This window comes from Streptomyces sp. NBC_01508 (assembly GCF_045040315.1).
GTDB lineage: Bacteria > Actinomycetota > Actinomycetes > Streptomycetales > Streptomycetaceae > Streptomyces.
This window is the reverse complement of record NZ_CP109419.1, coordinates 4,009,065-4,028,879: the sequence shown is the minus strand read 5'-3', so window position 1 is coordinate 4,028,879 and position 19,815 is coordinate 4,009,065. Positions and strand designations below refer to the sequence as shown.

23 protein-coding genes and 2 pseudogenes are annotated in these 19,815 nt (G+C 69.3%); 8 read left to right on the top strand and 17 right to left on the bottom strand.

The features are described 5' to 3' along the window. Window positions 1–14 precede the first annotated feature (14 nt). The 4 genes from OG700_RS18525 to OG700_RS18510 all read right to left on the bottom strand — a co-directional run bounded on the left by OG700_RS18525 (window position 15) and on the right by OG700_RS18510 (window position 4,956). On the bottom strand, window positions 15–1,718 hold the full coding sequence (locus OG700_RS18525) for a protein kinase domain-containing protein (RefSeq protein ID WP_405614918.1): 1,704 nt from the start codon (window positions 1,716–1,718) through the stop codon (window positions 15–17). 100 nt (window positions 1,719–1,818) lie between these two features. Then, window positions 1,819–3,714, bottom strand: coding sequence for a P-loop ATPase, Sll1717 family (locus OG700_RS18520; RefSeq protein WP_405614916.1), 1,896 nt, complete (start codon window positions 3,712–3,714; stop codon window positions 1,819–1,821). Window positions 3,715–3,895: 181 nt separating this feature from the next. Then, window positions 3,896–4,558 carry a CatB-related O-acetyltransferase gene (locus tag OG700_RS18515; protein ID WP_405614914.1) on the bottom strand — a complete coding sequence of 221 codons (663 nt, stop codon included), beginning with the start codon at window positions 4,556–4,558 and terminating at the stop codon, window positions 3,896–3,898. A 17-nt stretch (window positions 4,559–4,575) separates the two neighbouring features. After that, window positions 4,576–4,956 (bottom strand): hypothetical protein, encoded by a 381-nt coding sequence (locus OG700_RS18510; protein ID WP_405614912.1) that lies wholly within the window; start codon window positions 4,954–4,956, stop codon window positions 4,576–4,578. 78 nt (window positions 4,957–5,034) lie between these two features. Between OG700_RS18510 and OG700_RS18505 the strand changes: the two genes are divergently transcribed. Continuing rightward, window positions 5,035–5,718: a TetR/AcrR family transcriptional regulator gene (locus tag OG700_RS18505; RefSeq protein WP_405614910.1), complete on the top strand. Its 684-nt coding sequence runs from the start codon at window positions 5,035–5,037 to the stop codon at window positions 5,716–5,718. Between the two features lie 30 nt (window positions 5,719–5,748). On the opposite strand, the gene OG700_RS18500 is transcribed toward OG700_RS18505, so the two are convergent. Further along, window positions 5,749–6,360 carry a hypothetical protein gene (locus OG700_RS18500; protein ID WP_405614908.1) on the bottom strand — a complete coding sequence of 204 codons (612 nt, stop codon included), beginning with the start codon at window positions 6,358–6,360 and terminating at the stop codon, window positions 5,749–5,751. A 200-nt stretch (window positions 6,361–6,560) separates the two neighbouring features. Next, window positions 6,561–7,514 (bottom strand): NADP-dependent oxidoreductase, encoded by a 954-nt coding sequence (locus tag OG700_RS18495; RefSeq protein ID WP_405614906.1) that lies wholly within the window; start codon window positions 7,512–7,514, stop codon window positions 6,561–6,563. Between the two features lie 83 nt (window positions 7,515–7,597). Between OG700_RS18495 and OG700_RS18490 the strand changes: the two genes are divergently transcribed. Next, the gene (locus OG700_RS18490) at window positions 7,598–8,170 is read left to right on the top strand and encodes a TetR/AcrR family transcriptional regulator (protein ID WP_405614904.1); all 573 of its coding nucleotides are present in this window, start codon (window positions 7,598–7,600) and stop codon (window positions 8,168–8,170) included. Between the two features lie 288 nt (window positions 8,171–8,458). Then, complete coding sequence (locus tag OG700_RS18485; RefSeq protein WP_405614902.1) at window positions 8,459–8,998, top strand: VOC family protein; 540 nt, start codon at window positions 8,459–8,461, stop codon at window positions 8,996–8,998. Window positions 8,999–9,112: 114 nt separating this feature from the next. Here the strand turns inward: OG700_RS18485 and OG700_RS18480 are convergent, their stop codons facing one another. Continuing rightward, window positions 9,113–10,225, bottom strand: coding sequence for an ABC transporter substrate-binding protein (locus OG700_RS18480; protein WP_405614900.1), 1,113 nt, complete (start codon window positions 10,223–10,225; stop codon window positions 9,113–9,115). 306 nt (window positions 10,226–10,531) lie between these two features. On the opposite strand from OG700_RS18480, the gene OG700_RS18475 reads away from it, so the two are divergent. Continuing rightward, entirely contained in the window at window positions 10,532–11,290 is a 759-nt protein-coding gene (locus OG700_RS18475; protein ID WP_405614898.1) for a calcium-binding protein, read from the top strand. Between the two features lie 25 nt (window positions 11,291–11,315). Here OG700_RS18475 and OG700_RS18470 read toward each other — a convergent pair. After that, window positions 11,316–12,215, bottom strand: a pseudogene (locus tag OG700_RS18470) (IS481 family transposase); the annotation flags it as partial. After that, window positions 12,216–12,581, bottom strand: coding sequence for a VOC family protein (locus tag OG700_RS18465; protein WP_055548848.1), 366 nt, complete (start codon window positions 12,579–12,581; stop codon window positions 12,216–12,218). Window positions 12,582–12,676: 95 nt separating this feature from the next. Between OG700_RS18465 and OG700_RS18460 the strand changes: the two genes are divergently transcribed. Continuing rightward, window positions 12,677–13,642 (top strand): helix-turn-helix transcriptional regulator, encoded by a 966-nt coding sequence (locus OG700_RS18460; RefSeq protein WP_405614896.1) that lies wholly within the window; start codon window positions 12,677–12,679, stop codon window positions 13,640–13,642. Window positions 13,643–13,691: 49 nt separating this feature from the next. Here OG700_RS18460 and OG700_RS18455 read toward each other — a convergent pair whose 3' ends face one another. Genes OG700_RS18455 through OG700_RS18445 form a run of 3 tightly spaced genes read right to left on the bottom strand, consistent with a single transcriptional unit; the run spans window position 13,692 to window position 14,472 of the window. Continuing rightward, window positions 13,692–13,904, bottom strand: a complete 213-nt coding sequence (locus tag OG700_RS18455) for a DUF397 domain-containing protein (RefSeq protein ID WP_405614894.1) — start codon at window positions 13,902–13,904, stop codon at window positions 13,692–13,694. Beyond that, the gene (locus OG700_RS18450) at window positions 13,901–14,083 is read right to left on the bottom strand and encodes a hypothetical protein (RefSeq protein ID WP_405614891.1); all 183 of its coding nucleotides are present in this window, start codon (window positions 14,081–14,083) and stop codon (window positions 13,901–13,903) included. Before OG700_RS18450 ends, OG700_RS18455 begins: the two co-directional genes overlap by 4 nt. Further along, complete coding sequence (locus OG700_RS18445; protein ID WP_405614889.1) at window positions 14,083–14,472, bottom strand: DUF5753 domain-containing protein; 390 nt, start codon at window positions 14,470–14,472, stop codon at window positions 14,083–14,085. The genes OG700_RS18450 and OG700_RS18445 overlap by 1 nt, the downstream gene beginning before the upstream one ends. 97 nt (window positions 14,473–14,569) lie before the next feature. Here OG700_RS18445 and OG700_RS18440 point away from each other — a divergent pair, with 97 nt between their 5' ends. Further along, window positions 14,570–15,355, top strand: coding sequence for a DUF1963 domain-containing protein (locus OG700_RS18440; RefSeq protein ID WP_405614886.1), 786 nt, complete (start codon window positions 14,570–14,572; stop codon window positions 15,353–15,355). A gap of 93 nt (window positions 15,356–15,448) precedes the next feature. Here OG700_RS18440 and OG700_RS18435 read toward each other — a convergent pair whose 3' ends face one another. The 3 genes and pseudogenes from OG700_RS18435 to OG700_RS18425 form a co-directional block, all read right to left on the bottom strand. Then, window positions 15,449–16,201 (bottom strand): hypothetical protein, encoded by a 753-nt coding sequence (locus OG700_RS18435; RefSeq protein WP_405614884.1) that lies wholly within the window; start codon window positions 16,199–16,201, stop codon window positions 15,449–15,451. Between the two features lie 27 nt (window positions 16,202–16,228). Beyond that, the gene (locus tag OG700_RS18430) at window positions 16,229–16,444 is read right to left on the bottom strand and encodes a DUF397 domain-containing protein (RefSeq protein ID WP_405614882.1); all 216 of its coding nucleotides are present in this window, start codon (window positions 16,442–16,444) and stop codon (window positions 16,229–16,231) included. After that, window positions 16,441–17,180, bottom strand: a pseudogene (locus tag OG700_RS18425) (DUF5753 domain-containing protein). The gene OG700_RS18430 and the pseudogene OG700_RS18425 overlap by 4 nt, the downstream one beginning before the upstream one ends. 172 nt (window positions 17,181–17,352) lie before the next feature. Here OG700_RS18425 and OG700_RS18420 point away from each other — a divergent pair. Continuing rightward, window positions 17,353–17,550, top strand: a complete 198-nt coding sequence (locus tag OG700_RS18420) for a hypothetical protein (RefSeq protein ID WP_405614880.1) — start codon at window positions 17,353–17,355, stop codon at window positions 17,548–17,550. Between the two features lie 319 nt (window positions 17,551–17,869). Here the strand turns inward: OG700_RS18420 and OG700_RS18415 are convergent, their stop codons facing one another. Continuing rightward, the gene (locus OG700_RS18415) at window positions 17,870–18,322 is read right to left on the bottom strand and encodes a PPOX class F420-dependent oxidoreductase (RefSeq protein ID WP_405614878.1); all 453 of its coding nucleotides are present in this window, start codon (window positions 18,320–18,322) and stop codon (window positions 17,870–17,872) included. 30 nt (window positions 18,323–18,352) lie between these two features. Further along, window positions 18,353–19,252 carry an NAD(P)-dependent oxidoreductase gene (locus tag OG700_RS18410; RefSeq protein WP_405614876.1) on the bottom strand — a complete coding sequence of 300 codons (900 nt, stop codon included), beginning with the start codon at window positions 19,250–19,252 and terminating at the stop codon, window positions 18,353–18,355. Between the two features lie 80 nt (window positions 19,253–19,332). Here OG700_RS18410 and OG700_RS18405 point away from each other — a divergent pair, with 80 nt between their 5' ends. Next, window positions 19,333–19,725: a MerR family transcriptional regulator gene (locus OG700_RS18405; RefSeq protein ID WP_405614874.1), complete on the top strand. Its 393-nt coding sequence runs from the start codon at window positions 19,333–19,335 to the stop codon at window positions 19,723–19,725. The last annotated feature ends 90 nt before the right edge of the window (window positions 19,726–19,815 follow it).

The window sequence follows — 19,815 nt, the reverse complement described above, 5'->3', positions numbered from 1 at the left end:
CGCGCCTCGCCCGGTCACGGGTACATCTCCTCGACCCGCCGTGCCAAATGGGCGATACGGGTCAGGGCGTGGTCACGGTCGGCCATGAGTTTGGTGATGTGCTGGTCCACCTGCCCGCGGTCGTAGCCCCTGCGTACCAGCTCGAAGCCGAAGGGCGACCCCACCGCACTCTCACCGAGCGGGTCGGCAGGGGTCGTGGCCATTCGCCCGCGGGATCTGGCCTCCGCGACGATGTCGGCGGCCCGGCGCCGGGCTTGGCCGGCGTCCACCCCCATGTCCGTCGACGCGCGTTGCAGCTCGTCGATGAGCCTGTTCAGTTTGGCCAGGAGTGACAGCGCGAAGTCGCGGTCGGCAACGAACTGGGCGATGTGCTCGTCCACTTGCCGGCGATCGTAGCCCCTGCGTACCAGCTCGAATTCGACGGCAGAACTCCCCGTGTTGATCCATGCGGCGGTGACGTCGGCGGCGGCGGCGTCGGCGATGTCGTCCGCCTGGCGCCGCGCGGCCTCCACGGTCCGGTGGGCCTGCCGTTCGGCGTCGGTACGAAGTTGCTCGGCCTCAACCCGGAACTGTTCGGTCTGGTGCTCGATCTCGGCCAGCCTCTTCTCGGCCTTGGCCTGCCGGGCTGCGAGGTGGCGCTCGGCCTGCTCGCGGCGTTTGGCGAAGTTGGTCTCGAACTCGTTGGCGGCCCGTGCGGCCTTGGCGCGGGCCGCCTCGAACACGGCGTCGGCCTCTTCGCGCCTGGACGTGCTGTACGTCTGCGTCCGCAGCCAGACCTGCCACGCCTTCTCCAGAAGCCGCCCGGCCAGCAAGTGGCCATGCCCCGGTTGGGCGATGTCCGGAAGGGCCGCCCCGCCGGGCAGCGTGACGATGTGCTCGACCAGCACCGTGCTCAAGGCGTCGTGGACATCGGCGGCGTCCGCCGGGCGGTCCTCGGGCCGTTTGGCGAGCAGGCTCATCATCAGGTCGTTCAGCGCCGCGGGAAGGTTCTCGACAAGGGCGCCGGGCTCCGTCGGGGTGTCCTCCATGTGCATGCGCAGCACCGCCAGGTGGCTGGTGCCGCTGAAGGGCGGGCGGCCGGTCACCGCGTGGTAGAGAAGGCAGCCCAGGGAGTAGAGGTCGGTGCGGTGATCGATCTTCCGGACGCCCTCGGCCTGCTCCGGAGACATGTACGGCGGGGAGCCGAGCACGGCACCGGTGGCGGTGAGGTCGTGGACGGCCATCGTGTCGCCCACGAACTTCGCCAGACCGAAGTCGAGAACCTTGACCGTGCCTTCGGGGGTGAGCAGGACATTGCCCGGCTTGATGTCCCGATGGATCACACCGAGGCCGTGCGAGGCCCGCAGAGCCAGGGCGATCTGCGCCGCCCATCCGACGGCGAGCGGCCAGGAGGGCGCGGACTCCTTCAGCCGCTGCTGGAGGGAGACACCGGGGACAAGCTCCATCACGAGATAGAGGGTCTCGTGCCCACGGACCGGCACTTCGCCCCAGTCGTGCACGGTGACGATGTTCTGGTGGCAGAGCTGGCCCGCCAGCTGCACCTCGCGCCGGAATCTGGCCTTCGATTCCGCCTCGTTCATACGAGGCAGCGCATGGACGAGTTTGACCGCCACGACGCGCCGCATCCGCTCGTCCTGTGCGGACCAGACCTCGCCCATGCCCCCTACGCCAAGCCGCCCCTTGATCCGGAACCGATCAGCGAGCAGTACGCCCTGCACTCATGGCCTCCCCGTTGGTGGGTTGCCGCCGCTCGCGACGGCCGTCCCCAATTCTGTTGTCCGGTAATTCTGTTGTCCGGTCTCGCTTGCCGCGTGCGGTTCAGGTTCCCGCCGAGTCACCCGAGCTTCCGTAGGAGCCGCCCGCCAGGCGGCGCAGCCGCCGGGCCTCCTCCTCGATGCGGTGCGCGACACCTCCGGCGCCCGCGGTGTCGTCCAGCCCACTGGCGAGGAACTGCGCGGCGAGGGTGGTGAAGTAGTGGGCTGTGGCGAGGAGATGGTCGTCCGCGTCGAGGGAGCCGTCACTCGTGGAGACGCGGTTGGCGTCGGTGAGTACGAGGCTGATCCGCTGGGTGATCTCGTCCCGCGCGTCCTGCGCCAGCCCCACCGCCCGGCCGACCTGCGCGAGGATGGAGTGGCAGGAACGGGCCAGCTCCCGCAGCAGCCGGTGATCACGGTCGGGGACGGTCACCGCCGCGGGGCTGAAGCTCCCCTGGACGATGCGGTGGTCCGCCAGAAGCGGCTCGTAGCGGCGCAGGTCGATCGCGCTGGTGGCGCCCAGCGCCTCGCGGAAGCAGGGGTGGACGTGGAACTCCGGCTCGTGCGGCTGCACCGGCAGGTCGTCGTCGCCCGCGAACACCACGTCGCTGCCGCGCCGTACTCCGAGGAAGCCCACCCCGTACAGGACGTCGATCACTCCGGAGAGCGTCAGCGCGTCGGCGTACGCGGGGAACAGCCGGTGGAGCGTTTCGGCCGCGGCGTCGAAGCGACTGCTGAGCGCCGAGCGGGTGACCAGGTATCCGGTGTTCTGGAAGAGGGGGAAGAGATGCTTGAGGAAGGGATGCGCGACCAGATACTCCAGGGCCAGATCCTTGAGCTTCCACGCGGAGAACTGCCGGCTCGCCTGGAGGACGTCCGCCTCGGTGATCCGGTCCCGGCCATGGACCAGAGAGGCCGTCTCCTGGCAGAGGTTGAGGAACTGGATGGCATCGCGTGGCCGTGGCAGACAGCGGCTGAAGAGATACGTCGCGGTCTCTTCGTCCTGGACACGCTCGGGGAAGATCTCCAGCCACAGTTGCCGCGCGGTCAGTTCGGCCCCGGCGGAGGCTCGCGCACGGGCCAGGGCGAGGTCCCGCAGGGCCTGTTCCGTCCAGGCGATCCGCAGTTCGTCACCGTGGAACTTGTCGCCTTCCCCGAACGACAGGGCGTCGTAGATGTCCGAGCGCAGGAACAGCGACAGCCGCACATGGCGCCCGTAGACGCCGGTGGCGTGCTTCGCCGCCAGCAGCAATCCGATCACCATCGAGTTGCTGTCCGGCTCCGCGGACCACACCTGCTCCAACTGGTCGACCATCAGGAGCAGAGGTGCGTGAGCGCCGTCGCAGCCCAGATCGGTGAAGGCCCTCGCCACTCCCTGCTCGACGACCTCCAGTTGCCGGGCGGCCCGCGCGCCCTCGGACGGCGAATGCGCCATGTCCAGGCTGGCCTTGACTCCGAACGCCTCCAGGGACATGGACGTCTGCAAGGCCGTCGCGCCCTGCGCCAGGCGCTCTCCCAGCCACCCACCGGACAGCTCGCCGTTCTGCTTCAGGAACCGGTCCAGTGCCTTCACCGAGCCCGGCTTCCGGCCGTGCCTGGCTCTGGCGTGGGTCACGATGTGGCGCGCGGCATGCACGGCGAACACGTATCGCCACATCAACGCCTTCGCGGAGTCCCCGGGCAGCCCCTGCAACTCGAAGCGGCGGATCTCTTCCCCCGCCGCTTCGTCCGGAGTGACCAGGACCTTGCCCTCGCGCACACCCTCCGCCATCAGTTGCATGCAGATGGCGCTCTTGCCGGAGCCTTTACGGCCGATGATCAACATCTTTCGCCCGGTCCCCGCCGCGCGGTACGCGGCGGTGGACAGGAAGCCGCCCCGCAGCAGCAGCCCGTCCATCACGTCACGCTCGGCGTCCTCCCGCCCGAAGTGCAAGTCCGCGAGAACCGATCCCTCAGTCATCCCGTCCCCCTGATGTCGTTCCGTCGATCCGCACCCATCCGGCCGGTGCACAGCTCACACCGTATCCGTGCAGGTCGACACCGACGCCGTGAACTCCCGCTGTGGGGACGTCAGATGGTCAGTTGGTCGGTTCGGTCGGTGACGGTCAGCGGCGGTCGGCGGCGGCGGTCGGCGGTGACGGTCAGCGGTGACGGGGGCGCGGGGCGGCTGCCTCCAGCTCGGCGACCGAGCCCGACATGATCGTCCGTACGTGCTCGGTGATGTGCTGCGCGGACCAGTCCCACCAGGCGACGGCGAGGAGGCGGGCGACGTCCTCGGCGCCGTAGCGGGTGCGGATGAGCCGGGCGGGGTTGCCGCCGACGATGCCGTAGTCGGGTACGTCGCCGGTGACCACGGCGCCGGAGGCGATGATCGCGCCGTGGCCGATCCGGACGCCGGACATGACCGTCGTGCCGTGGCCGAACCAGACGTCGTTGCCGACGACGGTGTCGCCCCGGCCGGGCAGGTCGGTGATCAGGTCGAAGTGGTCGGCCCACGAGCCGCCCATGGTGGGGAAGGGGAACGTCGAGGGGCCGTCCATCCGGTGGTTGGCGCCGTTCATGATGAACCGTGTTCCGGTGCCGAGCGCGCAGAATTTGCCGATGACGAGTCTCTCGGGGCCGTAGTGGTAGAGGACGTTGCGCGTCTCGAACGCGGTCGGGTCGTCCGGGTCGTCGTAGTAGGAGTACGCGCCGACGTCGATCAGCGGCGACGTCACGAGGGGTTTGAGCTGCACCACCCGCGGCTGGTCGGGCATCGGGTGCAGGACGGTGGGGTCGGCGGGAACGGCGGGGTGGGTCGGCATCGTGAGTCGATTCCTCTCTATGGGGCGGAAGGGGCGGAGGGATTCTCAGCCCCTGACCGCGGGCGCTCGGGTGGCGCGCACAGCCGCCGGCCGCAGCCGGACCTGTTCGCCCCCGGCGAGGGCGCCCATGGTCGAGGCGCGGTCCACGTGCGGCAGGCCGAGACGGCCTCGCCGTACGCGTCGAGCGCCGCCCCGTCACCGCCGGCCATCGCTGCCTCCGGGCGGCGCATCCGCGCTTCGGTCGCGCGAAGATCGCCCAGCGCCCCCTCGATGACCCGCTGGGCCGTGGTCTCCGGGGGCAGGCCGCCGTCCTGGGCGAGGCAGCCGACGACGCCGTCGGCCCGCGGGATGATCCGCCCCTGGCCGGGGCGCTCCCGCCCGGCGAGCAACCGCAGCATCGACAACTCCACTAGTGCGACAACTGTTGCGTTAGCATGGTCCCACGCCCCAGCCCCGCCGAGCAACGGGAATTCCCGATGACAGAGCCACCGGACCCCCCACCGCGACGCGCCCACCCCACCGCACCACCCGACCGCCGGCCGGGCGGTCGCACCGCCCGTATCCGCGCCCAAGTGATCGACGCGGTACGCGCCGAGCTCGGTGAACACGGTTACGAGGGGCTCACGGTCGAGGGCGTCGCGGCCCGCGCCGGCGTGCACCGCACCACGGTCTACCGGCGCTGGCAGGACGTCGGCGGCCTGCTCGCCGATGTCCTCGACGCCGCGGGCGAGGACGACTGGCAGCCCCCGGACACCGGTTCCCTGCGCGGCGATCTGAGAGCCCTCAACGACGAGATCCAGGACTCCTTGGTCGCGCGACCGTCGATCCCCGAGGCCCTGATGGCCGCCTCGTTCCGCTCCGCGCAGGCCGCCGACGCCCAGCGGCGGCTGTGGGAGGACCGGTACGCGCGCTGCGAGGCGGTCGTCGAGCGCGCCGTCGAACGCGGCGAACTCCCGCCGCGCACGGACGCGCGGCGTCTGCTGATCGCCGCGACCGCGCCGCTCTACCACCAGTTGGTACTCCTGCGGACCGTCCCTGACCCGCGGTTGCCCGCCCACGCCGCCAACACGGCGACCCTGGCAGCCGCCGCCGGAGCGTTCACCCTCCCCGCGCCGGACGCCCCCGGCCCGTCCCGCGACGCGAACGGCCGGTCCGGGTGACCGGTCACGTCCCCACCAGGACGTGACCGGTCACGTCCTGGTGGGGAACGCCTGGTCCAGCGTGGGTACGACGACCCGGCCGGTGTCGAGCCCCTGCCGGACGTCGTCCATCCGCAGGTACCGACCCTGCTGGACCGGCGGCTTGACCGTCTCGATCCTGCCGAATCCCCTGAGGTAGAAGACGGTCCACGGCGTCCGCCAGTCCTCCAGCGCCTTCTCGTCCCGCACGATCCGCCGGGTCTCCGCGCTGGTGGGCCGGGTGCCGGGGATCTTCTGCCGTACGGTCTCCACCGCCGTGACATCGAAGACGGAGCCCTCACCCCCCGGCCGGTACATCACCAGCCGCCGGGGCCGGGCGAGCGAGACATGACTGCTGCTGGACGGGCACAAGTACGCCTGGTACGTGGCGAGTTCCCGCTGCGCCAGGGCGTTCGCGGGCACGATCACCGCGTGCTCGTGCAACGTCCGGAACCAGTCCACCACGACGTCCTCCTCCCACACCCACTTCCCCCGATTGCGATGCGTCGGCCCGGCGACGAGCCCCCGGGCGGCCATCGACTCGACGCTGCGCGGCTCGCGTCCCACCAGCGAGCCGAAGTCGATCCGGGTCAGGACTTCCGGCAATTCCTCGAACGAGGACATGTAACGGCTCTTCCGTGAGGGGGAGTTGAGGGAGCTTGGGCTCCTCTTCCACGAAGGTAGCAGTTGCAGGAAACGAGGATACGTTTCTCCGAAACCTCGTTCGACGGCTCTGTTGGCGCCGGGTTGTCGAGGGATTTGTCAGGGAGTTGTACGGACTCCTGAAGATCGTGCGGTGGCCTCTGATCAGTTCGGTAACCCGATCACGGGACGAGCACGAGTTTGCCGCCGGGCCGACGGGACTGGCTGAGCTTGGCCGCCTCCTGGATCTGGTCGAGCGTGTAGGTGCGGGCGACCGATACGGCCAGGACGCCTTCGCCGGCCAGCCGGGCGAATTCGGTCATCCGGTCGTAGCGCATCTCGATCTGGGTGATCCGGGTGCCCAGCTCGGCCGCGGCGGCGAAGTCCGAGACGGTGAGGACGCGGTCGGGGTCCCCGGTCAGCTCGATCAGGGTCGGCAGCGAGCCGCCGCCCGGGCCGGCCTGGTGGGCGCGGTCGATCCGGCCGCCGGTCGGGGCCGTGTCCAGGGCGCGGTCGACGCGGCCTGCGGCCAGTGCGGCGACGCGTGCGGCCATGCCGTCGCCGTAACCGGTCACCCGGGCGCCGATCTCTTCCAGGGCTGCGGCCCGCGTCGGCCCGGCGGTGGCGATCACCCGGACACCCCGGTGCAGCGCCAAGCGCACCGCCGCCTCACCCACCGTGGAGCCCGCGCCATGGACGAGCAGCAGCTCACCCGGCTGGACACCGAGGTCGTCGAGCGCGTGCCATGCCGTCTCGGCCGCCATCGGCAGCGCGGCGGCCTGCTCGGCGGTGATGTCCACGGGCATGTGAGCCCAGACCGCCATCAGCGCATACTCGGCGGCCCCGGCCGTCGGGCCGTCGATGGCCGCCGGGCCGAACACACGGTCGCCGATCTCGACGCCGACGACGCCCTCACCGAGCGCGTCGACGGTGCCCGCGACCTCGACGCCGAGCCCGCGCGGCAGTGGCGGCAACCGGTCGGCGAGCAGGCCGTCGACCACCGCCCAGTCGCCCGGCGTCAGCCCGCACGCCCGCACGGCGATCCGGATCCGGCCGGGTCCCGGCTCCGGCTTCGGGACCTCGCGGAGCACGATCACGTCCGGGGATCCGAACCGGTCGAACTGAAGAGCCTTCATGACAATCTCCTGATGATGACAGCATCTGCTGTCATCAAGCATAGCGGCGTGACGACAGTCTCTGCTGTCATATCCTGGCGGGTATGCCGAGATGGGAGTCAGACGCACAGGGGCGGCTCGAACGCGCGGCGCTCGAATTGTTCGAGACGCAGGGGTTCGAGCGCACCACCGTCGCGCAGATCGCACGCACCGCCGGTCTGACCGAGCGCTCCTTCTACCGCTACTTCCCCGACAAGCGGGAAGTCCTCTTCGCCGGCAACGAACTCGAAGCCCACCTTGCCGCCCGGGTCGAGGCGGCCGACCCCGGCCGCACGCCGATCGAGGCGCTGCTGACCGCGCTGGGGACCGCCGACGAGGTCTTTCACTCGCGCGAGTTCCTGCTGCGCCGCGTCAGGGTGATCGCCGCCAGCCCGGCACTGGCCGAGCGCGATCTGATCAAGCTCGCCGCCATCGCCGACGCGCTGGCGCGGGCGCTCGAACACCGCGGCGTCGAGCCCGGCCAGGCACGCTTCATCATCGACGTGGCGATAGCCGTCTCCCGGCGCGCCACGTCCCGCTGGCTGGCCGACCCGGACGCGACCCTCTCCGAGCTCGTCACCCGGACCGCCGCCGAACTGCGTGAGGCGGTCGCACCGCCGGCCCGGCCGGTCGGCTGAGCACGCCCTGGGGCCTCTCGTTTGGATCTTGCCGGGCTCGCGGTCCCTGGCACGCACGCTCTCGCCCGTAGCCTCCGAGGGGCCACGGGAGGTGCCCCTCCGTTGACGGCGGAAGGGGAGGCACGGCTCCCGCCACGCCTCCCTCCTCCGCCTTGCGATCGCACGCACCAGACGCCGTCGGCCCCGCCCTTCGGGCGGACGGCGCTACTTTCGCAACACGCCCTAGGACAAACTCTGTCCTAGACGGCCTCTAGGTTGCTGACAGCAGACGCCTTCGAAGGGACCGCTATGCCTGAGCAGACCAACACAAGCGCCGCTCCGCAGGGTTACACGACCATCGCGCCCTGGGTGGTCACCGATGACACAGGAGGATTCCTCGACTTCGTCACCCAGGTGTTCGGCGGGGAGGAACTGTCGCGGGTGGCGACCGAGGACGGCTTGATCGGGCACGCTGAGATCCGAGTCGGCGACACCATTGTGATGGCCTTCGACCGACACGCTGACTGGCCCGCCATGCCGAGTCTGCTGAACGTGTTCGTGGCCGACGTGGACAAGACGTTCTCGCAGGCCCTCGAAGCCGGCGGCCGGCTCGTCACTTCCCCGGCCGATGACGCGTTCGGGCAGCGAGGAGGACGCATGCGGGACCCCTTCGGCAACATCTGGTGGGTCACCAGCCACGTGGAGGACCTCTCTGAAAGTCAGATGTGGCAGCGGTTGCAGGATCCCGTATACGCCGAGGCCATGCGCGCTGCCCAGCAGACACTGGACGCCGAGCTCAGCGGCCGACACCGTGGACGCAGCAGCACCCCGGTGAAAGGCGCCGGCTGACTTCTGCGCCCTCCCACCCGCTCGCGTCCTCGAACGGCGAGTCGAACTCGGCGCACACGTGGCTGTCCGCGGGACAGGGAGACGGCGCCGCATTTGCTACCGCGTCACGTTGTGTCAGCCGGCGTGCAGGACCCGGAAGCGGTCGGGTGCCGCCGGGTCGCGGTCAACGACCTGGATGGGCGCCCACGTCCACTGCCACACGCTGATCCCCGGCGTGCGGGAGAACCGGATCCGCCCGCGGGTGCCGTCGACCGCGACGCGCGGCCAGGCTTCGGCGGTGCGCGCCCGGTCGTACGCCTGGTCCGTACCGTGCGAGCGCAGCACGTCCGCCAGGACGGCGATGGTGTCGTAGCCCTCGAAGGCGACGAAGGAGGGCGCTCTGCCCAGCCGTTCGCGCAGGGCCGTCCCGACTCGTACGCCGAGTGGGGTGAGGCGCTCGGGCAGGTAGCGCAGGAACGGGATCGCGGCGCCGTCGTCGCCCAGCAGCGTCGCCCATTCGGTGAACTCCGGCTGCCCGGCGGGAGCACCGATCAGCATCTCGGCGAGGCGCGCGTCGCGGCGGACGGCCTTGACGATCGGTACCGCCGGCTCCGGGGTGCCGGCCAGGAGGAGGAGGGCGGTGGCGCCGCTGGCGACGAGTTCGTCGCACACGGCCGTGGGGTCGAGCGTGCGCGTGTCGAGTTCGGTGACGGTGCCACCGCGTGCGGCGAGGTGGTCCCGCAGAATGCCGGTCCCGGCCGCCCAGTAGACACTCGGCGCCGTTGCTACGGCGATGCGGCTGTGGCCCGCGCCGAGAAGGAAGTCCGCGTATGTCCGCCAGCCGCGCGACTGCGGCGGGGACAGGCGCGCGACCCACCGCGTCGGCTGTTCGGTGAGCGCGTCGAGCACCGACGACGAGCAGAGGTACGGCAGCCCGGCGGCATCGGCTCGGGCGGCGGCGGCGCGGGCGACGACGCTGTGGTACTCGCCCGCGACGGCGGCCACGCCCAGGCCGGCCAGTTCGTCCACCGCCGCCTCGGCCTTCAGCGGATCGGCGGCGGTGTCCCGGACCACCAGCTCCAGCGGCCTTCCGCCGATCCCACCGGCGTCATTGACCTCGCCGACGGCCAACTCAAGCCCGGCGAGCAGGTGTTGGCCCGCCTCGACCCAGCCGGGCGGAGTCAGCGGAACGAGAGCGCCGATCTGGACGGATTCATCTCGCCGCGGTGAGCGTGCCTGGGTGACCATCCGGACATTGCATCCACCGCCGTCGCCGACAGGCAACCGAATATCGGCTTGCCGGGCCGCCGGTCCAGGAACCCGCGAGCGACATCGCCGTTGCTGCCCCGGCCCCGGGGCGGGCAGCACCATCACCGGAACCGGACCGTGTGCCTCCACGGTACGTGCAGAAATTTCTCACATCTTCTGCAACCTTTCGCCCTCATCTCTTGTCCCATCTCAACGAGATCACTTGATCCAGCAAACGTGAACGAGAAGAAGAGCGCGGCCCGCCAGCGAGCCGTGGGCCGCGTTCTTCGAACGAGGGGAAGACTCATGCGCATCCGCGCCTCTGTCGCTGTCATAACCGGCGCGCTGGCCCTGTCCACCATCGCTGTCCCGGCCGCGCAGGCCGATGGCGGAATCGGGGACACCAAGATCACCAAGGTTGTCGTCGACGGTGACAACAAGGTGGCCATCAGCACATCCGGGACGAACACCATCAAGGTCAGCGTGACAGCGAGTGACGATTCGGGCATCAAGGGTGCCGAAGCGTTCACCCTCATCGGCCCGGGCTACGGCATCGAGGTCACCGGCAAGCCCAGTTGCACCGTCGTGAGCGCCACCACCTCGACCTGCACCGCCTCGGTCAAGATCGACCCCAAGACCGACTACCTCAGCAACTCCAACGCCGGTACCTGGTACGTCGACGCCTGGATCACCGCCAACGACGACGACTTCGTATGGAAGGAGAAGGCGGGCTCCTTCTCGTTCCAGCGGACCGCGAAGCTCACTGCCAACGCCGCGCCGGAGCCGGTGGTGAAGGGCAGGACCATCACCGCCACCGGCGCGCTCACCCGCGCCAACTGGGAGACGCTGAAGTTCGGCGCCTACGGCTCCCAGTCGGTGAAGCTCCAGTTCCGCAAGAAGAACTCCGACACCTACAGCACGGTGAAGACCGTGAAGGCCGACTCGCGGGGCAACATCAAGACCACGACGAAGGCCACGGCCGACGGCTACTACCGCTTCTCCTTCGCGGGCAACTCGACGACTTCGGCGGTCAACGCCGCGGGTGACTACATCGACGTCCGATAGGACCGCGTGCCGGTTCCCCGCGACCTCACTGAGGGGACGGGGAGCCGGCCTCGTCCTCGGTCATCGCGGCCTGACGACGGCACTGGGCGCGGGCCCTGGCCAACAGACGGGCGTGCGCCCTGCTGTACTGGTCGGGGAGGTTGATCAACCGTGAGAACGGGGGCTGGTTGCCGCAAGCGCTGTGCGGACGGTGCTGGTGCAGCCACGGTGGCAGAGCGTCTCGGCGTTGTTGCTCGCTGGTGTAGCAGCGGGCGTAGGCCCAGCCGTCGGCCATGGTGCGGTGGAAGCGTCCGACCTTGCGGTTGGTCTGCGGACGGTAAGGGCGCGTGTACTTCGGTGTAATCGAGAGGGTGTCGCACGTGTCGCGCCACAGGTAGGACCGGTAGGCGCCGCCGTTGTCGGAGAGAATCCTTTCGATGGTGACGCCGCGCTCGGCGAACCACTCCACCACGCGATGCGGCACGCCGACTGCGGTCACGGCCGTCTCGCCATCGTGGACCTCGGTGTAGGCGACGCGGGAGTGGTCGTCGATGACGGTGTGCACGAACGCGTATCCGAGCGTCGGGCCGCCGTAGGCGTTGCGTGACTTACGCGGTGTCGCGACGCGGTGCTTCTCGCCTTGGCGGCGACCGACGTACCGCCAACCGCCTCCATCGGGGATGTTCCCGAGCTTCTTCACGTCCACGTGCACGAGCGATCCCGGGTGGTCGTGCTCGTACCGGCGGACGGGTTCACCTGTCGCTCGATCGACGTAGGCGAGTCGGTTCGGTCGGACCGATCGCAGGATTCGGTGCACTGTCGACGGGGCGATGTCGAGTCTCGCGGCGAGCTGGACCGGCCCTTCTCGCAGGCGCAGTCGCAGGCTGACGCACCGCTTCGTCACGGTCTTGGGTGTTTTGGTGGGTGATCTCCGGGGTCGTGAAGATCAGTCCACCGGGGAAACCCGGATGAGGTTGCCGTCGGGGTCCGTGATGACGAACGTGCGACCGAAGACAGCGTCGTGTGGCTCCTCCGCGACATGGACTCCCTTCGAGACCCAGCTCGTGAAGATCTCGTCGATCGCGGTCGCTCCTCCTGGGACCATCAGTCCGACTTCGCTCGTTCGAGGGGTGCTCGGGACCGCATGCTCGCTGTAGCCCGTCCACAGCGCGAACAGGACGCCGGGGGCAACCTCGAAAGCTACGTAGTGGGGACTGATGAAGGTCGGTTCGATCTCGAACAGGTCGCTGTAGAAGGCAGTAGCGGTCTCGGCGTCGCGGACGCCGATCAGGAACAGGTTGGGTGCGGGCATAGTGCGCTCCTCAGATCGTTGAATTCTCGGTACTGCTCCAGTTGATCGCCGCATCGCGACAGAACCTGTCACCTTTTCCGCAAAGGCTGGTCCGTATGAAGGCTTCGAGGCTGTTGCATCTCTTGCTGCTCCTGCAGACCCGTCAGCGCATCACCACCACCGAGCTCGCCGGGCGTCTGGAAGTGTCTCGGCGGACCGTGCTGCGGGATGTCGAGGCGCTCTCGACAGCAGGTGTGCCTGTCTATGCCGAGCGCGGGCGGAACGGGGGGATCTTCTTGCTCCCCAGTGCACGGCTCAACGCATCGCATCTGGAACCATCAGAGCTGGAGGCACTCTCCGTAGCCGGTTTGGACAGCGCGCAACTTGAGCGTATGGGCCTGTCTGCGGTGTGGGAGTCGGCCGCGCGCAAGATCGCCGCTCGGCAGGCTGCAGCACCTGGGTCGCCGAGCCTGCTGCAACTGGCGGACCTGGTGCTGGTAGACAGCACCGCGTGGTTTGCTGACTCAGAGGCAGCGGTCGACGTATCGGATCTGGCCTCGGCACTGCGACACCGCCGCCGACTGCGAATCCAATACCGGCGCAGCGCCGAGAATCAGGCCTCAACGCGGGTGGTCGACCCGTACGGGATCGTCGCGAAATCCGGTCGCTGGTATCTCATCGCCGATGACCAGGGGAACGGTCGGCTGTTCGCTCTGGAACGACTCTCGTCCTACGAACAACTCGACGCGCCAGCTGCTCTCCGACGAGGCGAAACCCTCCGCACCAGATGGGCCGCGTTGAAGGAACGCACAGAGGGGCAAGGTCGCGTGAGCGTGACCGTCCGCCTGCCAGAAAACGGACTCGACCTGGCGCGGCGCATCCTCGGCAACCGCATCCACGACGTCTCCGACGCGGAAAACGGCTGGTGCACCGTCGTCGTCCGCTACCCCGACATCGAGTCAGTGCGTCAGCTCCTCCAGTTCGGCGACCACATCGAGATACTCACCCCAGAGACAGCCCGCGAACGCATCAGTCAGCTCGCCAGAGACCTGGTTGAAAGACACTCAACCCCGGCCTCGTGACTGCCGAGCGGAACGCCCTGCTCTCAATCAACGTCTCCGGTCAGTACACCTAGCGGGTGGCGCCGGTGCTGACGGCGGTGTACGCGACGAAGGTGGCCCACGCGGTGGGGGTGAGGGTGAGGACGGGGCCGGCGGGATCCTTGGAGTCGCGGACGGGGACGGTGCCGGTGGTGGGGATGTGGGCGGGAGCCCATTCGAGGCAGTTGTTGCCGCCGGTACCGCTGTAGCTGGACTTCACCCAGGTCGTGCGGGTGGTGCTCATGATGTCAACGCCTCCATTACGGACCGGATCATCGCCGTTGTTTCGTGCGGCGGCAGGGCGCACGCCCTGAGCAGATCGTATGTCCGGCTGCGTGCCACGACGGCAGTCCTTTCTTCGATCATTGTCCCGACGACACTGCCCTCCTCCCAGGCCATCTGGGTGCCGTTCGGCAGAGTCATCAGCTTCGTGGATCCGCCCGCCATGGCATGTCCCCCTGAGAATGGGGGAGAACCTGGATCACGGTTGTCGGGGTGAGCGTCATCTCCAGCAGGAACTCCAACTGGGCGCGCATCACGGCTGGTCCGCCAAAGGAACGCAGCAGGACCGCCTCGTCGAGGATCGCGAAGAAGTCCGGCGCCGGGTCGGCGCGCAACGCGGCTTGGCGGCCCAAACGGGCGCTCACCAGGTTTTCGATCTCACCCGGTGTCGCCCTTGGCTCGTGCAACTGGAACAGCGCGCGTGCGTACTCCTCCTCGACCCAGCCGGGCGGAGTCAGCGGAACGAGCGCGCCGATCTGGACGGATTCATCTCGCCGCGGCGAGCCTGCCTGGGTGACCATGCCGGACATCGCATCCACCCCTCGTTGCCAACGGCAACCGGATATTCGCCCGCCGAGCCTGTCGGCTGGTCGTTCGGCTGTCATAGGTGAGTGGTTCGATGCTCACATGAACGTGGACGAACTGATCGCGAAGATGGAGCGGCACTGCGCCGAGGTGCTGGGGGAGCACGGCGGACGGAACATGGCGGCGCTGGCCCGACATAGCCACCGGATCGCCGCCGCCGGAGACCGACCCACGGGCCGGTGCCGGCTGGGCGGGGCGGCCCTGCTGGACCCCGGCACGCCCTGGCCGGAGGCCGACGGCATACCGCTCAGCCTGCTGGCCGTACTGGACGTCGACGCCCTGGCGCCGTGGCTGGGTGACCAGCTCCGAACCAGTCCCGGACTGCTCAACTTCTTCCACATCCAGCCCTACGTGGACTACGAGCAGTACGAAGGCATCAACCCGTTCAGCGACGCGCGGTCCTGGCGGGTCATCGCCGCGGATCCGGAGAAGGCGGTGGAGACACCCGCGCCGACGCCCGCGTACGTCTTCGGCCAGCTTCCGGCACAGGCCGATCCCGTCATCACACTGCCGGGACACGAGGAGTCCGTCGTCGGTTCGCTCGACCTCGGCCCCGGCAACGAGCACCGGATCCCGGTGGTCGAGGCGGCCGACATCCACACGACCTGGCCGCCGGGCACGGACGGATACGCCCACGGCCATCGCGCTTTCGGCTGGCCGTATCCCCAACAGGGGAACCTCACAGGGAAGGACGAGATCCTGCTCCTCCAACTCAGCGGCGGCGGCGGGTTCGAGTGGGGTGACGGCGGGCTCATGTACTACCTGATACCGGCAGAGGCGCTACACGCGGGCGACTTCAGCCAGGTGCGTGTCCAACGGGGCGAGTGACCCTCGCGGAGCCTCAGACGCGCTGATCGCTACACCGCTGCCGCAGAGGACGCCGTGACCGAAGGCACTTCGCAGCCCACAGACCCCGCGCCTTCAGGATCTGCCGCCCGTCGCGGTAGTGCGGGACGACCGGCCTTGCTCTGCTGCCCAGGTGTGCAGTGCGGCTTCGGCTTCCTCGCGGGACAGCGGGCCGTGGTCGAGGTGGAGTTGCTGGAGGTGGCGAATGGCCGCCCCTACCGTCCTGCCCTGGGGTATGCCGAGCAGGGTGATGATTTCCCTGCCGTTGAGGGGCACCGTGACCCCGGGCAGCCGTTCATAGACGGCCCGTTCGGCTGCGGCACGCTCCTCGGACTCCCGCTCGGCCTGCTCCCTGGCGTACCACGCGTCGTAGTCGGCCACGCCGTACGCCTTCATGGCGGCCCGGCGCCAGTCCTCCTCGTCCCGCCCCTGGCCGAGGCCCACTTCCACGAACAGATCGCGGTACTCCGGGGCGCCGGGGCCGGCCGGCACCACGCCGAGTCGGGCGAGCGCCGCGTTGACAGGCCAGTTCTCCCGGGGGCCGGCGAATTGCGAGGTGTGCACCGGACCCCACTCCCGTACACCGGCCCGCCACACGGCTGCGCCCTGTTCCCCGTCGCCGCCCCAGAAGTCCGCCCGCACATGGGCGACCGGTCCGTCCTGGGACAGCTCGCACAGCGTGCGCGGCAGATCATCACGGATCGCGGCGGGCAGTGGCACCAACCCCATGCGCTGCGCGAGCGGGGCGACCAGTGCCCCCGGTACCTTTTCGGCCCAGCTTCGCAACCGGCCGAAATCACCTATGAAGGCGTCGAGTTGGTACGACATCCGCGCACAGTAGCCGCACTCGCGGCGTCAGCCACTTGATTTCGGCGCTGCGGTGTACGCGACGAAGGTGGCCCACGCGGTGGGGGTGAGGGTGAGGACGGGGCCGGCGGGGTCCTTGGAGTCGCGGACGGGGACGGTGCCGGTGGTGGGGATGTGGGCGGGAGCCCATTCGACGCAGCCGCCGCCGTTGCCGTTGCTGTACGTGGACTTGACCCACTGAGCGTGGGCCTGGCTGCTGCTCATGACGGAAGTGCCTCCATGACTGCTCGGATGAACGCCGCTGAGTCCTTCGGCGACAGGACATTGGCCCTGAGCAGATCGTAGGCGCGATGCTTGGCCCTGACGAGTGTCTTTTCCTCCAGGAGGGTGCCGGTGGAAATGCTTTCCTCGTAGGCGACTTGGGTGCCTTTTTCGAGCGTCATCAACGTCAGTGATCCGTTGGCCAGGGCATGTCCCCCGTGCGCGAATGGGAGAACCTGGATCATGCTGGTCGGTGTGAGCGTCAGGTCGAGCAGTCGGGTCAGTTGAGCCGCATGACGGCGGGGCCGCCGTACGAACGCAGCAGTACCGCCTCATCCAGGATGGCGGAGAAATCGGGCGCCGGGTCGGCGACAAGCAGTCCCTGCCTGCCCATTCGCGCCGCGACCAGTTCATCGATCTCGTGCTGCGTGGCCTTCGGGTTGTGGATCTCGAAGAGCGCGCGGGCGTACGGCTCCGTCTGGACGATTCCCGGTACGAGCTGGCTGGCGTACTCCTGGATGACGCGCGCCCGCGCTTCCAGGTCCATCCGTCGCTGGTACTGATCCGGGTGGATCTCCTTCCGCGCCAGCGCGTACAGCTTCCCGAAGATCCCGCCCGTTCCGAACACCTCGTCCAAGCGGTCCGGAAGGTCCTCCGGGATCATCGTTTCGGCCGTTTCGAAGCGGGCCAGGGAGCTTTTCGCGTATCTGACCACCGTCGCCAGGCTTTCCAGGCTCATGCCCGCCGCCTCGCGGTAGCGCCGCATTAGACCCCGGAACGGCGGAACTTGAAGCCGTCATCCATGCCGGAGGCTTCTGGCGGCTCGTGCCCGAGTGTGTGCCGCGCGTCTATGACCCCGTCACCCGAGAGCTGTTGGAGCGCGTGCTCCACCGACTGAGGCGAGGTGCGCAATGACGCAGAGCAACGCCCGGGGAATCCTGTCGCGGCTGACCGAGCGGTTCGGCACGGACGGCGTGCTGGTGGTGCGTACGGACGGCCGCCGTTCCGATCAACCCCTGCTTCCCGAGGACGCCGTGCACCGCTGGCCGCCGTGCCGGTGCGGGCACTCGCTGTGCCCGGACTACCGGCCGCCGGGCGAGCGGGCGTAGCCCGGTCGGCCGAGGCCCGCCGCCTGCTCTACGGGAGAGGGGTCGGACTGCTCCTGTGTCGGCTCGTACTGCGGGTACATGACGAACGACCACTCACGCACAGTTGCCGTGTCGGCCTTCTCCGCCCGCCGCGGAGCCGCTTCGGCATCCGACTTCGGGTGCCGATCACCCTTCATACGGCAACCACCTCCAGGCATCCGCAACGAGTGGCAGCGCAGCAGGACACCGGCGCCCACCGGTGTACGCGGTGGGGCTCCCCCCGGGGGAGCCCCACCGCGCGCCGGAACGGACCGGCCGGGCCGGTGGAACGGCCGTACCGTCAGGCGATCTTGGCGCCGTACACGTGGTCCACCGTCATCGTCATCAGCACCCGGCGGTCGGTCACCATCACCGAGCGGTACTCGTCCCAGTCCGGGTGCTCACCGGAGGCGCGGCGGTAGTAGTCCACCAGGGCGTCGACCTCCGGGCCGTCCGGGTCGGTGCCTGGTCCGGTGAGGGTGACCGGGCCCTCGGCCGTCGCCCAGGACCAGCCGTCGGGGCCGGTGACCTCCAGGGCGGCGCGGGGGTCCCGGCGCAGGTTCGCCGTTTTGGCCCGGCCCTCGGTCATCGATACGTACAGGACGCCGGCCTCCTCGTCGTAGAACGGCATGACGGGGGAGAGCTGGGGGCGGCCGTCCGACTTGATGGTGGCGAGGACGCCCAGGCGGCTCCGCGTCAGCAGCGTGCGCGGGTTGAAGGGTGCGGAGGGCGTGGCTGGTGTGGTGGTGGTCATGTTCGGCTCCAAGTCGTGGCGGACTGTGGACTATTCCCGCGTCCCCGAGGGCTTGCGGAACAGTTCGATCATCGACGTGTAGTCGTCGTCGCCGCGACCGTCCGCCACGCCCCGTTCGGCGAGGGCCTTCAGGAACGCCGGGAATTCGGTGTTGACGCCGAGGGATTCACTCTCATGGAGGAGGTGGTTCATCGAGGCCAGATGGGTGTTCAGGCTGGCGTCGACGGCCGGATGCTCACCCTTGTCAATCTGCTCCGCGTATCCCGTGACCCAGCTCGCCACCAGTTTGATGCTCTCGGTCGCGAGCGGCGCGAACGCCGAGGCGTTCACCCCCGCCGCGCCGAGTACGGCGGTGCCCTGGAGGAAGCTGTTCAGGATGCCCCACATCAGGCCCAGCACCGCCACGTCGTACAGCGACGACAGGCCGTGGTCGTCGCCGAGGTGGGCCGTGGCCCCGCCGAGAAGCCTGAGGGTCGGCTCGTGGGCCTCGAAGGTCGCCCGCGGTCCGCTGTAGAGGACGACGGCTTCCGCCGTACCGACGCCGTCCGGGTCGGTCAGGATCGCGCCGTCGAGGTACGAGGCGCCGTGCCCGGCCGCCCACTCGGCCGTCTCGCGGGCTCCCTGGGACGTGCCCGACGTCAGGTTCACCAGGACCCGGCCATTGAGGCCGTCGCCCACCGGGTCGAGGAACGCGTGCACGGCGTCGTAGTCCAGGACGCAGACGATCACGAGCGGGCTCGCCGCGACGGCGTCGGCGACCGAGCCGGCGAGCGTCGCGCCCTTGGCGACGAGAGGGTCGGCCTTGGCCGCCGTGCGGTTCCAGACCGTGGTGGGATGCCCCGCACGGAGGAACGCCTCGGCCAGCGCCCCGCCCATCAGGCCCAGGCCCAGGATTGTCACGGGGGTGGGGGTGGCATCGCGACTCTGCATGGTTCGCTCCTCGATGTGGATGGTGCGCGTGACAGAATCTTCAACGTTCATACCGATATGAAGGTCAAGGGGGAGCAGTCATGCTGATCGGGGAGCTGAGCCGGCGGACGAGCGTCAACGCTCATCAGCTGCGGTACTACGAGGCCCAGGGCCTGCTCGAACCGGCCCGTGGCGCGAACGGCTACCGCGAGTACGGCAGCGACGCGGTCGTGACCGTGGCACAGATCAGACGGCTGCTCGAAGCCGGGCTCTCGACCGAGGAGATCGCGTTCCTGCTGCCCTGCGCGACCGGTGTCGGGCCTGAACTCATGCCTTGCGACGATGTCCTGGCGATGCTGCGGACGCGCCAGCGGGGACTGGACGATCACATCGACATGCTTCAGCGCTCGCGCCGGACGTTGCAGGAGTTCATCGAGGCCACCGAGCGGCAGGCGTCGCCGTACGCCATGTCCGGGGCGTGCGACAGCGCCTGAGCCGCAACGCCTGAGCCGCAGCGCCTCAGCCGCGCCGGAAAACGGCCCACCGGGCCGTGAAGTTCCACGACCCGGTGGTGAAGGGTTGCC

Coding starts and splice junctions, on each gene's coding strand:
- OG700_RS18520 (WP_405614916.1), bottom strand. CDS start 3,714: ATGACTGAGGGATCGGTTCTCGCGGACTTGCACTTCGGGCGGGAGGAC.
- OG700_RS18515 (WP_405614914.1), bottom strand. CDS start 4,558: ATGCCGACCCACCCCGCCGTTCCCGCCGACCCCACCGTCCTGCACCCG.
- OG700_RS18510 (WP_405614912.1), bottom strand. CDS start 4,956: ATGCTGCGGTTGCTCGCCGGGCGGGAGCGCCCCGGCCAGGGGCGGATC.
- OG700_RS18505 (WP_405614910.1), top strand. CDS start 5,035: ATGACAGAGCCACCGGACCCCCCACCGCGACGCGCCCACCCCACCGCA.
- OG700_RS18500 (WP_405614908.1), bottom strand. CDS start 6,360: ATGTCCTCGTTCGAGGAATTGCCGGAAGTCCTGACCCGGATCGACTTC.
- OG700_RS18495 (WP_405614906.1), bottom strand. CDS start 7,514: ATGAAGGCTCTTCAGTTCGACCGGTTCGGATCCCCGGACGTGATCGTG.
- OG700_RS18490 (WP_405614904.1), top strand. CDS start 7,598: ATGCCGAGATGGGAGTCAGACGCACAGGGGCGGCTCGAACGCGCGGCG.
- OG700_RS18485 (WP_405614902.1), top strand. CDS start 8,459: ATGCCTGAGCAGACCAACACAAGCGCCGCTCCGCAGGGTTACACGACC.
- OG700_RS18480 (WP_405614900.1), bottom strand. CDS start 10,225: ATGGTCACCCAGGCACGCTCACCGCGGCGAGATGAATCCGTCCAGATC.
- OG700_RS18475 (WP_405614898.1), top strand. CDS start 10,532: ATGCGCATCCGCGCCTCTGTCGCTGTCATAACCGGCGCGCTGGCCCTG.
- OG700_RS18465 (WP_055548848.1), bottom strand. CDS start 12,581: ATGCCCGCACCCAACCTGTTCCTGATCGGCGTCCGCGACGCCGAGACC.
- OG700_RS18460 (WP_405614896.1), top strand. CDS start 12,677: ATGAAGGCTTCGAGGCTGTTGCATCTCTTGCTGCTCCTGCAGACCCGT.
- OG700_RS18455 (WP_405614894.1), bottom strand. CDS start 13,904: ATGAGCACCACCCGCACGACCTGGGTGAAGTCCAGCTACAGCGGTACC.
- OG700_RS18450 (WP_405614891.1), bottom strand. CDS start 14,083: ATGACTCTGCCGAACGGCACCCAGATGGCCTGGGAGGAGGGCAGTGTC.
- OG700_RS18445 (WP_405614889.1), bottom strand. CDS start 14,472: ATGTCCGGCATGGTCACCCAGGCAGGCTCGCCGCGGCGAGATGAATCC.
- OG700_RS18440 (WP_405614886.1), top strand. CDS start 14,570: ATGAACGTGGACGAACTGATCGCGAAGATGGAGCGGCACTGCGCCGAG.
- OG700_RS18435 (WP_405614884.1), bottom strand. CDS start 16,201: ATGTCGTACCAACTCGACGCCTTCATAGGTGATTTCGGCCGGTTGCGA.
- OG700_RS18430 (WP_405614882.1), bottom strand. CDS start 16,444: ATGAGCAGCAGCCAGGCCCACGCTCAGTGGGTCAAGTCCACGTACAGC.
- OG700_RS18420 (WP_405614880.1), top strand. CDS start 17,353: ATGACGCAGAGCAACGCCCGGGGAATCCTGTCGCGGCTGACCGAGCGG.
- OG700_RS18415 (WP_405614878.1), bottom strand. CDS start 18,322: ATGACCACCACCACACCAGCCACGCCCTCCGCACCCTTCAACCCGCGC.
- OG700_RS18410 (WP_405614876.1), bottom strand. CDS start 19,252: ATGCAGAGTCGCGATGCCACCCCCACCCCCGTGACAATCCTGGGCCTG.
- OG700_RS18405 (WP_405614874.1), top strand. CDS start 19,333: ATGCTGATCGGGGAGCTGAGCCGGCGGACGAGCGTCAACGCTCATCAG.